The following is a 14,697-nucleotide window of genomic DNA, read 5'->3' as shown; positions in this document are numbered from 1 at the left end:
GAGCGTGGCCTGGCCGAGGCGGAACGGGTCGAGCTGACCGTCGACGCGGTCGCCCCCGGCGGGCACTGCGTGGCGCGGGTGGACGGGCAGGTGGTCTTCGTTCGGCACGCGCTGCCCGGTGAACGGGTCGTCGTCGAGGTCACCGAGGTGCACCGGGGGTTCGTCCGGGCCGACGCGGTGACCGTGCTGGAGCCCTCACCGGACCGGGTCGAGCCGCCCTGCCCGTACGCGAAGCCGGGCGCCTGCGGTGGCTGCGACCTGCAGCACGTCGCCCCGGACGCGCAACTGGCCTGGAAGGCCGCCGTGGTGCGGGAACAGCTGGTCCGCCTCGGCGGGCTGACCGACGCCGAACTGGACCGGCTCGGCGTCCGGGTCGAGGCGCTGCCCGGCGGGCTGCTGGGCTGGCGCTCCCGGGTCCGCTACGCGGTGGACGCCGCGGACCGGGCCGGCCTGCTCAAACACCGCTCGCACGAGGTGGTGCCGATCGACCGCTGCCGGATCGCCCATCCGGCCATCCAGCAGTTGCCGGTGCTCACCCCGACCGGCGCGCACTGGACCGCCGCCGAGGCGGTGGAGACCGTCGCCAGCACCGGCGGGGACGTGACCGTCACCGAGGTCCGCGACGGCGTGCCCACCCCGGTGAGCGGGCCGACCGAGGTTCGCGAGGTGGCCGCCGGACGGGACTGGACGCTGCCCGCGTCCGCGTTCTGGCAGGTGCACCCGGCTGCGGCGGACACCCTGTCCACGGCGGTGCTGGAGCTGCTCGACCCACAGCCGGGCGAGGTCGCCTGGGACCTCTACGGCGGCGCCGGGCTGTTCGCCGCCGGGCTGGCCGCTCGGGTCGGTGCGACCGGCCGGGTGACCCTCGTGGAGGCCGCGGCGCAGGGCGTCGCCGCCGCCCGGGAGAACCTGGCCGACCTGCCCACGGTCGAGGTGGTGTCGGCCCGGGTGGAGACCGCGCTGGCCCGCCGACGGATCACCGGCCCGGTCGACGTGGTGGTGCTCGACCCGCCGCGCTCCGGCGCGGGCGCCCCGGTGGTGCGCGCACTGGCCGCCGCCGGCCCGCGGGCGGTCGCGTACGTGGCCTGCGACCCGGCCGCCTTCGCCCGGGACGTGCGGACGTTCGCCGAGCTGGGCTGGCGGCTGGAGGCGCTGCGCGTTTTCGACCTGTTCCCGATGACGCAGCACGTGGAGTGCGTCGCGATCCTTCAACCGGCCGCAAAGGCCGTTTGACCTGCGACTTCGATTGGCTCGCCTGCTGCTGGCGCCTCTCTGGCAGCCGGGACGGTGCCTTGTCACTGGTGTGGATCGGCGACGGCCCGTGAAGGGTGCGGAGCGTGATCCTCCGGCGAGGAGTACGGGCGGGAGACCCAGCGGGGTTCGGGCGCGAAACCACACCAGGTCTCCCGTTGTGCGTCACGGGGTGAGGGAGTTGAGGGTGCCGCCCTCGACCTTCAGCGCGGCGCCCGTGGTCGCCGACGCCTGCGCAGAGCTGGCGAACACGATCAGGTCGGCGACCTCGGACGGCCGGATCAACCGCTGTAGCAGCGACGTCGGGCGGTAGCTTGCGATGAACTCCCGCTGCGCGGCGTCGAAGGACGCCGCCTCGGGAATCAGAGCGGTGATGTACTCCTCGATGCCCTCGGTGTGCGTGGGACCGGGCAGCACAGAGTTGACCGTGACGCCGGTGCCTGCCGCCGCCTTGCCAGCCCGCTGGCCACCGCCAGCAGCGCGGTCTCGGTCACGCCGTAGTGGACCATGTCCAGCGGGGTGTCCACAGCCGTCTCACTGGAGACGAACACCACGCGTCCGAAACCGCGCTCCATCATCCCCGGCATGTACTGACGCGCCAGCCGCACCCCGCTGAGGACGTTGACTCGACCGAGGCGTCGAGGTCGTAGGCGCGGATCGCGATGTGGTCCAGTTCCTTGTTCAGGGCGTTATCGGTCATGGGGTTCTCATCTCAGATGAGGCCGCCCGACATGGCCGGGTACATGGTGGGCAGAAGGTGACGGGCGATGTGCGGCCAAGCGACCGCGTAGCCCTCCGCCGCGCGGGCACGGTCAGCCTCGTCAGCCGGCGAGAGCCTTGAGGACCGCCTGGGCTGTGGACGTGCTGGACTGCGGGTTCTGCCCGGTCACGAGGTTGCCGTCGGTGACGACCGTGTCGCTCCACGGTGCGCCGGTCCGGACGTCGGCTCCCTGCTCACGGAGGCGGCTCTCCACGAAGTACGGGGTGTTGTCGCCGAGGCCGCCCTGACGCTCCTCCTCGTCGGTGAACGAGGTGAGGGCGCGGCCGGCGAACGCGAAGGAGCCGTCCAACTGGGACGCGCTGAGCAACGCCGCCACACCATGGCACAGGGCGGCCACCAACCTTCCCCGTGCATTGGCGTCGTTGAGGAGGCGCCCCAGGTCGCTGTCACCAGCGAGGTCGACCATCGGAGCGTGTCCACCGGGAATGTAGAGCGCGTCGTACTCGTCCAGTCGCACCTCGGCCAGGGGCAGCGGGGTGCCGAGCTGATCGGCGATGCCGTCGAGGTAGGCACGGAACCGCCGCGCGTCCTCCGCCGAAACGCCTCCGCGCTCGTCGAGGCTGAGCGCGTCGACGGTCGGCATCACCCCGCCGGGCGTCGCTACCGCCACGTCGGCTCCTGCGGCGATCAGAGCCTCGTGGGAGGCGGCGACCTCCTCGGCCCAGTAGCCCGTGGGATGCGAGGAACCGTCCGCCAGCGTCATGCTGTCCGCACCCGAGAGGATCATCAGGATCTTCGGCATTGTCTTACTCCAGTGTGAGAGGGAGTCGCAGCCTTGCTTCATGCGCTTGGTGGCTGCAGTGCTCGTGGCAACACCAGCCTCCCTGGGAATTAGTTCTGCCGCATCCAGCGGGTCATAAGAATTCTTATGGCAGTGCCCCCGTCAAGGCCGAGGAGACCCACGTAGACGATCAGCCCGAGGACGGAGGGCTGCCGCGGCCAGGAGGAGCGTCGCGGCCCGGGTGCGGCGGGACGAACGACAAACCTCGTGCTTTGCTGTGCGGGTGGTACAGGAAAAACGCGGCGGCCTGCCGAGTCTCGATCTGTTGCTGACCTTCCTGGAGGTCTACCGGGCCGGGTCAGTGTCGGCGGCATCGCAACGCCTCGGGTTCACACAGCCGGCGGTGAGCGGCCAGCTCGCACGCCTGGAGGAGCAGCTCGGCGAGCCCCTGTTCGTGCGCTCCTCCCGAGGCGTGACACCGACACAGCGGGCAGCGATGCTTGCCACACGCGTCAGCGGACACGTGGACGGGCTCCGCAGCGCTTTGGGACCGTCCGACGAACCGCTGCTCGGAGGGACGGTGCGCGTCGGTGCCGCCGCCGAGTTCATGACGCTCCGCGCCACCCCGGTACTGGCCGACCTGGCCCGGCAGGGGGTACGCGTGCACGCCGTGCTCGGCCTCGCCGACGACCTGCTGTCCGCACTGGCGGCCGACCGGCTGGACCTGGTCGTTTCGGCGGTACGGCCCACCCATGACACCCTCCACGCGGAGGCCTTCCTGGACGAGGAGTTCGTGCTCGTCGCGCCGCCCGCGATGGCCCACACCGTAGACGCCGAGCGGCTGGGCCGGGAACCGGTGGCGGCGCTGGCGCACCTCCCGCTGGTGGCGTATGCCGACGAGCTGCCCATCGTGCGGCGCTACTGGCGCAGTGAGTTCGGCCGGCGCCCGCCGAATCCGGTGGCGTTCGTCGTCTCCGACCTGCGGGCGGTCCTGGAGGCGGTGGTCACAGGCGCGGGGATCTCGGTCCTGCCGCGCTACATCGCCGCGCCCGCACTGCACTCCGGGACGGTCGTGCAGCTCCACGAACCGGAAGTGGCCCCGCTGAACACCCTCTACCTCACCGTCCGCCGGGGCGCCCCGGGAAACCCGGCCGTCACCGTGCTCCGCGACACCCTGCGGCAGGCGGCTCGCCGGTGGGACGGCTTGTGAGCCGTCCGGACCGACGAGCTGGTCGGGCTGCTGCTCCCGCCTTCCGAGAGTCGACCGGGGGCCCTTCGTTGATGCGGATCGTCGGGTTGATGTCGGGGACGTCGTACGACGGGGTGGACGTGGTGGCTGCCGAGTTCACCACCGAGGGGGACACCCTGTGGCTGCGTCCGCTGGGGCACCGCGGCCTGGACTACGACGAGGGGCTGCGCGCCGAGATCGCCGCGCTCCTGCCTCCGGCGGCCACCACCATCGAGGCCGTCTGCCGGCTCGACAACCGTCTGGGCGAGGTCTTCGCCGAGGCGGCAGCGGTCGGCCTCGAACTGGCCGGTGGGCGGGCCGACGCGGTGGTCTCACCCGGTCAGACGGTCTTCCACTGGATCGCCGACGGGGTGGCCCTGGGCACCCTGCAACTGGGCGCGGTGGCCCGGGTGGCCGCCCGGGTCGGCGTACCGGTGCTCAGTGATCTGCGATCGGCGGACATCGCCGTCGGCGGGCAGGGCGCGCCGTTGGTGCCGGCCTTCGACGCGCTGCTGCTCGACGGTGCCGCCGGGCCGCGTGCGGCGCTGAACCTCGGCGGCATCGCCAACCTCACCGTGGTCGCGCCGGGGGCCCCGGTGCTCGGGTACGACGTGGGCCCGGCCAACGCCCTGCTGGACGCGGCGGCCCGACGCTTCCTGGACCGCCCGTGTGACCTCGACGGCGAGCGGGCCGCGGCCGGCCGGGTGCACCCCGGGCTGCTCGCCGCGCTGCTGGCCGAGCCGTACTACGCGGCGGCGCCGCCGAAGTCCACCGGCAAGGAGCTGTTCCACGCCGGCTACCTGGACCGGCATCTTGCCGCGCTCGGTGCGCCGGTGCCGGTGGACGACCTGCTGGCCACGCTGACCGAGTTGACCGCGCGGGTGGTCGCCGCCGAGTGCGACCGGCACGGTGTGGTCGAGGTGGTCGCCGCCGGTGGTGGTGTGCGCAACCCCACCCTGCTGGGACGGCTCAGCGCCCTGGGCGCCGGCCGGTGGCGGTTGCGCGGCAGCGACGAGCTGGGTGTCCCCGCGCAGGCCAAGGAGGCGTACGCCTTCGCGCTGCTCGGCTGGTTGTCCTGGCACGGGCTGCCCGGTTCGATCCCGTCGGTGACCGGCGCCACCCGGGGTGCCGTGCTCGGTTCGTGGACACCGGCCGGGCCGGCGTACCCCGGCAGCCCGGCCGACCCGCCGCGCCGCCTGCGCATCCGGGCCTGACCAGCGGTGCGGCCGACCCTGACCAGGCGCGCCGCCGGATCGCCCGGAACCGACCGGGAGGTGCCTGACCAGGTGCTCAACCGCCGGGTCCGGACCCGGTCCGGATGCGCGGGGCTCGGGCCAGGCTGCGGAGTACCGGCCGGCCGATAGACTCTCCGGTCATGAGTGTTGAAGAGGACACGGCCAACCACGGCCGGCTGCTGGAGACGGTGCGCGGTCCGCAGGATGTCAAGCGGATGTCCGGCGAGGAACTGGACGTCCTCGCCGCGGAGATCCGGGACTTCCTGATCGCCAAGGTCTCCCGCACCGGCGGGCACGTCGGACCCAACCTCGGTGTGGTCGAGCTGACGCTGGCCATGCACCGCGTCTTCGACTCCCCCCGGGACCGGCTCCTGTTCGACACCGGCCACCAGGCGTACGTGCACAAGATCCTCACCGGGCGCCAGGCCGGCTTCGACAAGCTCCGCCAGCGCGGTGGCCTCTCCGGCTACCCGAGCCAGGCGGAGAGCGAGCACGACCTGATCGAGAACTCGCACGCCTCCACCGCGCTCTCCTATGCCGATGGCCTGGCCAAGGCGTACGCCCTGCGCGGTGAGGCGCGCAGCGTCGTGGCCGTGGTCGGCGACGGTGCCCTCACCGGTGGCATGTGCTGGGAGGCGCTGAACAACATCGCCACCGCCGGCAACTCCCTGGTGATCGTGGTCAACGACAACGGCCGGTCCTACTCGCCGACCATCGGCGGCCTCGCCGACCACCTCTCCTCGCTGCGGCTCAACCCCGGCTACGAGAAGGTCCTCGACACCGTCAAGGACGCCCTCGGCTCGACCCCGCTGGTCGGCAAGCCGATGTACGAGGTGCTGCACGCGGTCAAGAAGGGCATCAAGGACGCCGTCGCCCCGCAGGCCATGTTCGAGGACCTCGGCATCAAGTACGTGGGCCCGGTGGACGGGCACGACGTGGCCGCCGTCGAGTCGGCGCTGCGCGCCGCGAAGAACTTCGGCGGCCCGGTGATCGTGCACGCGGTCACCCGCAAGGGCTACGGCTACCGCCCGGCCGAGGAGGACGAGGCGGACTGCCTGCACGGCCCCAGCAGCGCCTTCGACGTCGAGACCGGTGCGCTGCTGGCCGCCCCGTCGGTGAAGTGGACCCACGTCTTCGCCGACGAGCTGCTGGCCGTCGCCGACGAGCGGCCGGACGTGGTGGGCATCACCGCCGCGATGGCCGAGCCGACCGGCATCGCCAAGCTGGCCCGCAAGTACCCCGAGCGGGTGTACGACGTCGGCATCGCCGAACAGCACGCCGCCACCTCGGCGGCCGGGTTGGCGCTCGGCGGCCTGCACCCGGTGGTCGCGGTCTACGCCACCTTCCTCAACCGCGCCTTCGACCAGGTCCTGCTGGACGTGGCGATGCACAAGCTGCCGGTGACCTTCGTGCTGGACCGGGCGGGCATCACCGGCCCGGACGGGCCCAGCCACTACGGCATCTGGGACATGTCGGTCTTCGGGGTGGTGCCCGGGCTGCGGATCGCCGCTCCCCGCGACGCCGCCACGCTGCGGGAGGAGCTGCGCGAGGCGGTGGCCGTCGACGACGGCCCCACCGTGGTGCGCTTCCCGACCGGTGCGGTCGCCGCGGACCTGCCGGCGCTGCGCCGGGTCGGCCCGGTCGACGTGCTGGCCGAGTCGGCGCGTACCGACGTGCTGCTCGTCGCCGTCGGCTCCTTCGGCCAGCTGGGCATGGAGGTGGCCGCCCGGGTCGCCGAGCAGGGCTACGGGGTCACCGTCGTCGACCCGCGCTGGGTGCGCCCGGTCCCGGCGGAGCTGGTCGACCTGGCCGCCCGCCACCGGCTCGTGGTCAGCGTCGAGGACGGCGTCCGGGTCGGCGGGGTGGGCGACGCGCTCGCCCAGGCGATGCGCGACGCCGACGTCCGGGTACCGCTCAAGGACCTGGGCGTACCGGCCGACTGGCACCCACACGGCACCCGCGCTCAGATTCTCGCGGACCTGGGCCTGACCGCCCAGGATGTGGCCCGTGACGTCACCGGCTGGATCTCCGGCCTGGACGCCACCCCGGACCGCCTGACCCCCACCAGCAACGCCTCCGCGCAGAACTGATCCACGGCGCAACGACGGCGGACGACCCCTCCCGGGGCCGCCCGCCGTCGCGTTTCCGCGCCCGCCCCGGTCCTGCCCCCTCTGCTGCGGCGATCTTGCACTTTCTGTCGCCGCGACGCGTGCTTTGCCCTACTTGTCGGGACAGAAAGTGCAAGATCGCGGGGGTGGGGGTGGGGTTAGTTGGGTTTTACTGAGCGGTAGTGGGTCTTGTCGGTGTTGGCGAGGCTGTAGGTCTGGGTGCGCGGCGGGCTGGGGATGACCGCCAGGCCGGGGCGTTCGACCAGCAGGGGAGTGCCCGGTGGGACGGACAGGGAGCTGTCCCGGGTGGGGCGCCAGCTGAGCACCACCAGCGGCTGACCGGGCACCGGCAACTGGTACGCCTGCAACGGGGTGGCCCGGTCGGCGGGCGAGACGACAGGCGCGCTCCCGTCGGCCGGCCGGTAGACCACCGCGGTCATCGCGCCGGCGTCCGTGTCCCAGCTGAGCTGCTGCAACTCGGCTGCCTCGCCACCGCCGAGGGCGACCTCGCCGAGCGAGCGAACCGTGAGCTTCGCCATCGGCCAGGACGTCGGCACCGAGCGCGGCGCCTCCCGGTCACCGATCCGGCGCGGGATGCTGCCGAACGGGCCCCGGTCGCCCGCCAGCACGCAGGTGTCCAGGCCGGTGAGTGCCCGCCGGCCCGTGCCGGACTCGTCGCGGACCAGTGGGTAGCGCGGATCGACGGTGCCGGTGCCCAGGTCGAGCAGCCGATCGGCGGCCCGTCCACGGGGCAGTGACTCGGTGGTCCGCAGGGTCGCGATCACCGCGACAGCCGTGCAGGACGGCACGTCGACCGGCGCGCTGAGGCCGTCGGCGACGGTCAACGTCCGGTTCTGTGGCCCGACCAGCGTCTGCACCCGGGCGGAGACCAGGTAACGCCGGCCGCCGGCTGTCTGCACCGGCAGTACGTCGGAGTAGACGAGGTAACCCGGGTCGGTGTACTCGCTGGCGCGGGTCACCGCGTACCGGTCGCCGTCGCGGGTGAGTTGCAGCAGCCAGGACGCGCTCTCGCCGGGGACGTCGGCGGCCACGAGGGCCACCGGGGCGCCGTCGACCCGGCCGGAGAAGAGGATGCCGGACGAGGGTAGGTGCGCGCGGTCGTCGGCCGGCGACCGCCAGCCACGCACCGCCCGGGTGATGGCTGCCGTCGCCGCGCGGTCATCCGAGAGGTCGCCTCGGGGAGGCCACACTGCCAGCGCGCCGTCCAGGCTGTCGTACCCGACCCGCAGGTCCTGCGGCTTCCGGTCCGCTACCGGACCGCAGGCCGTGGTGGCCAGTAGCGCGCTCAGCAGGACGGGAAGCGCCCTGCCGTACCGACGGCCTGGAGTCACCTGGCCCGCCTCCGATCGCCTCGCCGTCGCTGTCGGAAAGCGCCATAGTACGAGATGTCCGATGCGGGGCCTCAGGTGGCCGTCGCCCGACCCACCACATTGGACACCACCGGGGCTTTAGGGTGTTTTCGTTGCTCCGGTAGACTCCGCCGACTGTGACGCCTGCCGAGTCCCGCGCCCTGCCCGCGCCGCACCCGGAGGCCGCAGCCGGCTCCGATGAGATGGTGAGTTACCGCACTCCGGTTGGCGTTTTCGCCGGCCCCGCCGCGCTGACCAGCACATCCGTCGCACCGGCCGAGCCCCGCGACTCCGTCGGCTCCACGCTCGCCGCGCCTGCCGAGACCGCCGCGCCGGCCCCCACCGAGGCGCCGGTCGAGCCCGCAGCGCCGACCGAGAACGAGACGCCGACCGAGAACGAGACGCCGGCCGAAGACGAGACGCCGGCCGAGAACACGGCGCAGGCCGAGGACACTGCGGCCGTACCGACGCGGTGGCGGTGGCGGTGGACTCGGCGCCGGCAGCACCTCGCGGTGGGCGGGCTGTTCCTGCTCGCCGCGCTCTGGGTGACCAGCCGGATCTGGTTGGACCCGTCCGGCCGGGTGGCCTCGCTCTACACCGGGGACCCGGCCCAGGTGCAGTTCTTCCTCGCCCACTCGGTACGCGTGGTGCTGCACGGCGAGTACCCCTTCTACACCGAGCAGTTCAACTACCCCGACGGCGTCAACCTGATGGCCAACACGGCCGTGCTGGCGCTGGGCATCCCGATGGTCCCGGTGACGCTGCTCTTCGGGCCGGCGGTCTCCTTTGTGGTGCTGGTGACGCTCGGTCTCGCCGGCACCGCCATGGCCTGGTACCTCATGCTCTCCCGCCACCTGGTGCGTACCCCGCTCGCGGCGGCGGTCGGCGGTTGGTTCTGCGGGTTCTCGCCCGCGATGCTCTCGCACGCCAGTTGGCACCCGAACATCATCAGCCAGTTCCTGCTGCCGTTCATCGTCTGGCGGGTACTGGTCCTCACCCGGTCCCGCCGGCCGGTCCGGGACGGGGCGCTGCTCGCTCTGCTGGTCACCGCCCAGGCGTTCATCAACGAGGAGATCCTGCTCTTCACGGCGCTGGCCTGCGGGGTGTTCCTGCTGGCCGTGCTCGTCCAGGAGCCGGCCCGCTGGCGGACGGCCTGGCGGCCCCTGGGCGCGGGCGTGGTGACCTGCGCGCTGCTGGCCGGGGCGCTGCTGGCGTACCCCCTGTACGTGCAGTTCGCCGGGCCGATGGCCTACCACGGGCTCAGCGACGCGGTGAAGGACTACGGCAACGACATCGCCGCCTTCTTCGCCCCCGGCTCGCCCACCCTCGGCGGCAACCAGCGAGCCAACATCAACCTGGCGCCCAACTACTCCGAGGAGAACGCCTTCTTCGGCTGGAGCCTGTCGATGCTCGCCATCGGCATCGTGGTCTGGCTGCGCCGGGAGCTGATCGTCCGCGCGCTCGCGGTGACCGGCGTGTTCTTCGCCGTGCTCTCCCTCGGCGAGCGGGTCTCCTGGTGGGACCGGGAACTGGTCACCGGGCCGTGGCAGTGGTTGGTCCACCTGCCGCTGCTGGATGCCGTGGTGCCGACCCGGTTCGGTCTGATCACCAGTGTGGTGATCGGTCTGCTGCTCGCGCTCGCCGTGGAGCGGGCCTGGGCGCTGCGCCCGGCCGACCGGCGCACCGTACGGATGCTCACCGCCGCGGGCCTGGCGTTCGCGCTGCTGCCGATCGCGCCGATGCCGCTGCGGATGGTCGGCCGGCCACCGGTGCCGGACTTCATCACCGCCGACCGCTGGCGGGCGTACGTCGGGCCGGACCAGACGCTGGTGCCGATCCCGGTGCCCAGCATGGGCAACACGCACGGCATGCGCTGGGCGGCGGCCACCAACCTCGACTTCAAGATCCCCGGCGGGTACTTCCTCGCGCCCCGCAACGGCAACACCGGTGACCCGGGACGGTTCGGTGGCCGACCCAGTGGGGTGGGCCAGATGCTGGAGGAGGTGGCGACGACCGGTCGTACGCCCAAGCTCGACGACCGGCAGCGCCGTCGATTCACCGACGAGCTGCGGCACTGGCGGGCGGCGATCCTGGTGCTGCCGGTGCGGCAGCAGAACGCGGAGCCGCTGCGGCGTACGGTCGAGGAGTTGGTCGGCCCGGGGCGCCAGGAGCTGGATGTCTGGGTCTGGGACGTCCGGGCGCTCACCGACCGCTCGGTCTGATGACCACCGGGACGACGTCCCCGGCCACGTCGACTCCGGCGGCGGGCCGTACGTCCCGGCCGGCCTGGCTTCCGGACGTGCTGGTGGTGGTCGGCTATCTGGGCCTGGCCATGGTGCTGACCAGCACGCAGTGGGGTCACCCGTGGCGGCTGTTCCACCAGGCGGGTGACCAGATCCTCTTCGAGTGGATGCTGGCCCACGCGGCCCACGCGGTGGTGGAGGGGCAGAACCCGCTCTACAGTGCCGGGTTGAACGCGCCCGACGGGGTCAACCTCATGGCGAACACCTCGGTGCTCGGCCTGGGTGTCCCGCTGACCCCGGTCACCCTGCTCTTCGGCTCGCAGGCGGCGTTCTGCGTGGCGGTCGTCTGCTGTCTCGCCGGCACCGCCGCCGCCTGGTACGCGCTGCTGCGCCGCCGGCTGGTCACCAGCCGCAGCGCTGCCGTGGCCGGAGGGCTGATCTGCGGCTTCGCCCCGGGCATGATCGCCCAGGCGGGCGCGCACCTGCACATCGCCGCGCAGTTCCTGGTGCCCCCGATCCTCGCCCTGGTGTTCCGCCCCGCCCCGCCCGACGGGAAGGGCCAACCCGACGGGAAGGGCCAACCCGACGGGGTGTGGCGACCGGGAGTCGGCCTCGGGCTGCTGCTCGTCTGGCAGGTCTTCATCGGCGAGGAGGTGCTGGTCTTTCTGGCACTCGCGGCCGGGGTGTTCGCGTTGGGCTACGCGCTCGCCGACCGGGCGGCCGCCCGGCGGCTCGCACCGGCTCTCCTCGGCCGGCTGGCGGTGGCGGCCGGGGTGGCGGGGGTGCTGTTGGCGTATCCGCTGTGGTTTCAGTTCCGTGGCCCGCAGTACTACTCGGGGATGGCGTTCGCCACGCACGCCTTCCAGTTGGACGCCGCGTCGTTCACCGCGTCGGCCCGGCAGACCGTGCTCGGTGACGACTGGCTGCCGGGGTTGCTCGCGCCGAACCCGACCGAGGAGAACTCGTTCTTCGGCCCGGGGTTGTTGGTGCTCGCCGTGGTGATCGTGATGTGGCTGGGGCGACGACCACTGGTCCGGGCGCTGGCCGGCTGTGGCGTGGTCTTCGCCCTGCTCTCGCTCGGCACCGAGGTGCGGGTGGACGGCAACGCCACCGGTGTTCCGGGGCCGTACCGGCTGGTCGCCGAGCTGCCACTGCTCGACCTCGCGGTGCCGGCCCGGTTCGCGCTGGTCTGCGTACCGGTGCTGGGTGTTCTGGTGGCGCTCTCCCTGGACCGGGTCCGGGCCGTGCGCCGAGCTACCGCGCCGGGGCTGCCGGTACGGCTGCTGTGGGCCGGTGCGGTGGCCGCCGCGCTGCTGCCCCTGGTGCCGACGCCGATCCGGACGGTGCCGGTCGCGCCGGTGCCGGCGTTCATCGCCGACGGCGGCTGGCGTCCGCTGGTGCCGCCCGGCCGGACGGTGGTCGCGGTGCCTCCGGTCACCGGTGCCGGGCGCAGCCCGGTGATGCTCTGGTCCGCCCGTACCGGTCTGGCGTTCCCCGCACCGGGCGGCTACTTCATCGGCCCCAGCGGCCCGGACGACCCGGCGGCCCGCTGGGGCGCACCGGACCGACCCACGTCGGTGCTGCTACGCCGGGTGGCCGAGACCGGCGCGGTGCCGGTACTCAGCGACACCGACCGTCGCCAGGCCGTCGAGGACCTGCGGCACTGGCGTGCGGCCGTGGTGGTGCTCGGCCGGCTGGAGCACGGCGGTCCGGTCCGCCGTACCGTCGATGACCTGCTGGGCCCAGGCCGGCCGGTCGACGGCGGTTGGTTGTGGGACGTCCGGGACCGGGTCGGTTAACCCACCAGGGCGCGGACGTCCCAGACCCAGACGTCGTCGACCCGCTGCGGCGGCCCGATCAGGCCGGTGACCAGCTCGCGCAGCACCGCCTCGCGCGGGTGCGCCCCGAGGACCACCACCGACGCGCGCCAGAAGCGCAGATCCTCGACGGCCTGGCGGCGGTTCTCGTCGGTGAGCACCGGGACCGTGCCCCGGTCCATCGTGGAGTAGATGAGACTGCTGGTGGGCCGGTTCGGCGCGCCGAAGACCCCCTCGCCCACCTCGTTCGGGCCGATGAAGTAGCCGCCCGGGACGGGGAACTCCTGCCCGGTCAGCGCACTCCAGCGCAGCGTCGGCAGGCCGTGCACGTTGCTCGGGATCGGCACCGGTACCAGGGTCCGGCCGGCCGGTACGTACGACCGCCAGCCACCGGCGGTGATGAAGTGCGGCGGCGGGTCCACCTGCTGGGCGGGCAGCGGCCGGGGGAAGAGCGGCAGCACGGCGAGGGCGACCGCCGCGTACCCCACCGGGCGCAGCCACCGACGGCGCGCCGTGGCCGGCGCGGGCGTGGCCGGCTCGTCGGACGTCGTCGGGGCCGGTTCGCCCGCACGCTGGGCCGGCACCCGGGGCCCGTCGGTCACCGGGCGCCCCTGGCGGTGCGCGGCGTCCCAGGTCAGCGCGAGCAGTACGCCCACCGCGGCGGCGACCACCAGCGTCAACCGGGTGGGCATCATCATCTCGACCAGCGGCAGGTCGTCCGGCACGTACGACCACGGGCCGCGCACGCCGGTCTCCACGCCGTTGAAGCGCACCCACGGCCCGATCGCGGCCACGGTGAACACCACGATGAGTACCGCGACGATCCGCGTGGCCAGCGACCGGCGCACCAGCAGCACCAGAGCCACCAGCGAGAGCAGCACCAGCGGCCAGCCGAACCAGGTGTTCTGTTCGGTCAGACCGATCGTCTTCTCCACCGCCGGGTCACCGGCCCAGGTGTCGCGGGCGAAGGTGACGAAGGCGACCAGGTCCTCGCCCCAGTTGTGGAAGACGCCGCCCTGCAGACCCCGGTAGGACTGCGGGCCATTGAACTGGAACCAGATCGGGTACGCCGTCAGCAGCAGGGCCAGCCCACCGGCGACGCCGAGCCCGGCCAGGAACGTGCCGGCGGCGGCCCACGTCGCCGCCGGCCGCTGCACGGCGTACGCCAGCACGACGACGAGGCAGGCCAGCGCGGTGAGCAGCAACATCTCCTCGTTGATGAAGATCTGGTACGCCACCAGCGCCCCGAGCACCAGCCCGTTGCGCCGCCAGCGACCCGGCTCGCCCAGGCGCAGCACCCGCACCACGATCAGCGGCAGCAGGAAGTTGGACACGAAGTTGGGCTGGCCGTTGGCGTGGTGGATGATTCCCGGCGCGAAACCGAGGAAGGCACCTCCGACGAAGGCCGCCGCCCGGGAGCGCACCAGGTGGCGGGAGAGCATCCAGTAGCCGGTGCCGGCGGTGGCCGCCAACGCCCCGCCCAGGTAGAGCGCGTACATCACCTGGGGGCCGAGCAGCATGGTCAGCGGGGCCAGCGGCAGGGTCACCCCGAGCAGCGAGGTGTTGGCCATCATGTTCACCCCGTCCGGGGCGTTCTGCTGGGCCGTGAACAGCGGGTTCTCCAGGTGCCGCACCGAGTACGCGCCGTGCGCGAACAGCCACTCGAACCAGCTGTGGTCGGTGGGCAGGTGCGAGGAGACCCGACCGGTCACGTCACCCCAGTAGTTGAGGCAGACGAAGATGCCCAGCAGCACATAGGCTCCGAGGGCCAACAGGTCGGCTCGGGCCGGGCGGCGTCGAGGCCGCCGTGTCGGCGCGACCTCGGCCGGGTCGACGTCGGTCACGGAATTCAGCGAAGGGTCTACCACCGGCACGGCCACGACGCGCCATCGTACAGGCGAGGTTGCGTCGCTTTTGCCGGGCCAGTGTGCCCACGGTCGGTT

Annotated in this window: 11 protein-coding genes; 6 read left to right on the top strand and 5 right to left on the bottom strand. The window is 72.8% G+C overall.

All coding sequences use genetic code 11. From position 1 onward, the window contains the following. The first annotated feature begins 9 nt into the window (after positions 1–9). Positions 10–1,233: a class I SAM-dependent RNA methyltransferase gene (locus tag ACQEUX_RS17320; RefSeq protein ID WP_433049916.1), complete on the top strand. Its 1,224-nt coding sequence runs from the start codon at positions 10–12 to the stop codon at positions 1,231–1,233. Positions 1,234–1,416: 183 nt separating this feature from the next. Here ACQEUX_RS17320 and ACQEUX_RS17315 read toward each other — a convergent pair whose 3' ends face one another. From ACQEUX_RS17315 to ACQEUX_RS17305, 3 genes are all read right to left on the bottom strand, one after another. Beyond that, positions 1,417–1,668, bottom strand: a complete 252-nt coding sequence (locus tag ACQEUX_RS17315) for an SDR family oxidoreductase (protein WP_433048433.1) — start codon at positions 1,666–1,668, stop codon at positions 1,417–1,419. Next, positions 1,614–1,826 (bottom strand): hypothetical protein, encoded by a 213-nt coding sequence (locus ACQEUX_RS17310; protein WP_433049913.1) that lies wholly within the window; start codon positions 1,824–1,826, stop codon positions 1,614–1,616. Before ACQEUX_RS17310 ends, ACQEUX_RS17315 begins: the two co-directional genes overlap by 55 nt. A 246-nt stretch (positions 1,827–2,072) precedes the next feature. Then, the gene (locus ACQEUX_RS17305; protein WP_433048430.1) at positions 2,073–2,774 is read right to left on the bottom strand and encodes a type 1 glutamine amidotransferase domain-containing protein; all 702 of its coding nucleotides are present in this window, start codon (positions 2,772–2,774) and stop codon (positions 2,073–2,075) included. 262 nt (positions 2,775–3,036) lie between these two features. Here ACQEUX_RS17305 and ACQEUX_RS17300 point away from each other — a divergent pair, with 262 nt between their 5' ends. From ACQEUX_RS17300 to dxs, 3 genes are all read left to right on the top strand, one after another. Next, positions 3,037–3,963, top strand: coding sequence for a LysR family transcriptional regulator (locus ACQEUX_RS17300; protein ID WP_433048427.1), 927 nt, complete (start codon positions 3,037–3,039; stop codon positions 3,961–3,963). A 71-nt stretch (positions 3,964–4,034) separates the two neighbouring features. Continuing rightward, complete coding sequence (locus tag ACQEUX_RS17295) at positions 4,035–5,195, top strand: anhydro-N-acetylmuramic acid kinase (protein ID WP_433048424.1); 1,161 nt, start codon at positions 4,035–4,037, stop codon at positions 5,193–5,195. Between the two features lie 161 nt (positions 5,196–5,356). Next, the gene (gene dxs, locus ACQEUX_RS17290) at positions 5,357–7,306 is read left to right on the top strand and encodes a 1-deoxy-D-xylulose-5-phosphate synthase (protein WP_433048421.1); all 1,950 of its coding nucleotides are present in this window, start codon (positions 5,357–5,359) and stop codon (positions 7,304–7,306) included. A gap of 176 nt (positions 7,307–7,482) precedes the next feature. On the opposite strand, the gene ACQEUX_RS17285 is transcribed toward dxs, so the two are convergent. Next, positions 7,483–8,676, bottom strand: coding sequence for a hypothetical protein (locus tag ACQEUX_RS17285; protein ID WP_433048418.1), 1,194 nt, complete (start codon positions 8,674–8,676; stop codon positions 7,483–7,485). 155 nt (positions 8,677–8,831) lie between these two features. Here ACQEUX_RS17285 and ACQEUX_RS17280 point away from each other — a divergent pair, with 155 nt between their 5' ends. Beyond that, positions 8,832–10,916, top strand: coding sequence for a hypothetical protein (locus ACQEUX_RS17280; RefSeq protein ID WP_433048415.1), 2,085 nt, complete (start codon positions 8,832–8,834; stop codon positions 10,914–10,916). Beyond that, positions 10,916–12,736 (top strand): hypothetical protein, encoded by a 1,821-nt coding sequence (locus ACQEUX_RS17275; RefSeq protein ID WP_433048412.1) that lies wholly within the window; start codon positions 10,916–10,918, stop codon positions 12,734–12,736. The genes ACQEUX_RS17280 and ACQEUX_RS17275 overlap by 1 nt, the downstream gene beginning before the upstream one ends. On the opposite strand, the gene ACQEUX_RS17270 is transcribed toward ACQEUX_RS17275, so the two are convergent. Continuing rightward, the gene (locus ACQEUX_RS17270; protein ID WP_433048409.1) at positions 12,733–14,634 is read right to left on the bottom strand and encodes a hypothetical protein; all 1,902 of its coding nucleotides are present in this window, start codon (positions 14,632–14,634) and stop codon (positions 12,733–12,735) included. The two genes, ACQEUX_RS17275 and ACQEUX_RS17270, sit on opposite strands and share 4 nt — an antisense overlap. Positions 14,635–14,697 lie beyond the last annotated feature (63 nt).

The organism is Micromonospora sp. CA-259024, from assembly GCF_050936255.1.
In the GTDB taxonomy this organism is placed as follows: Bacteria; Actinomycetota; Actinomycetes; order Mycobacteriales; family Micromonosporaceae; genus Micromonospora.
The sequence above is the reverse complement of the archived record's forward strand: the minus strand, read 5'-3'. Positions and strand labels throughout refer to the sequence as shown.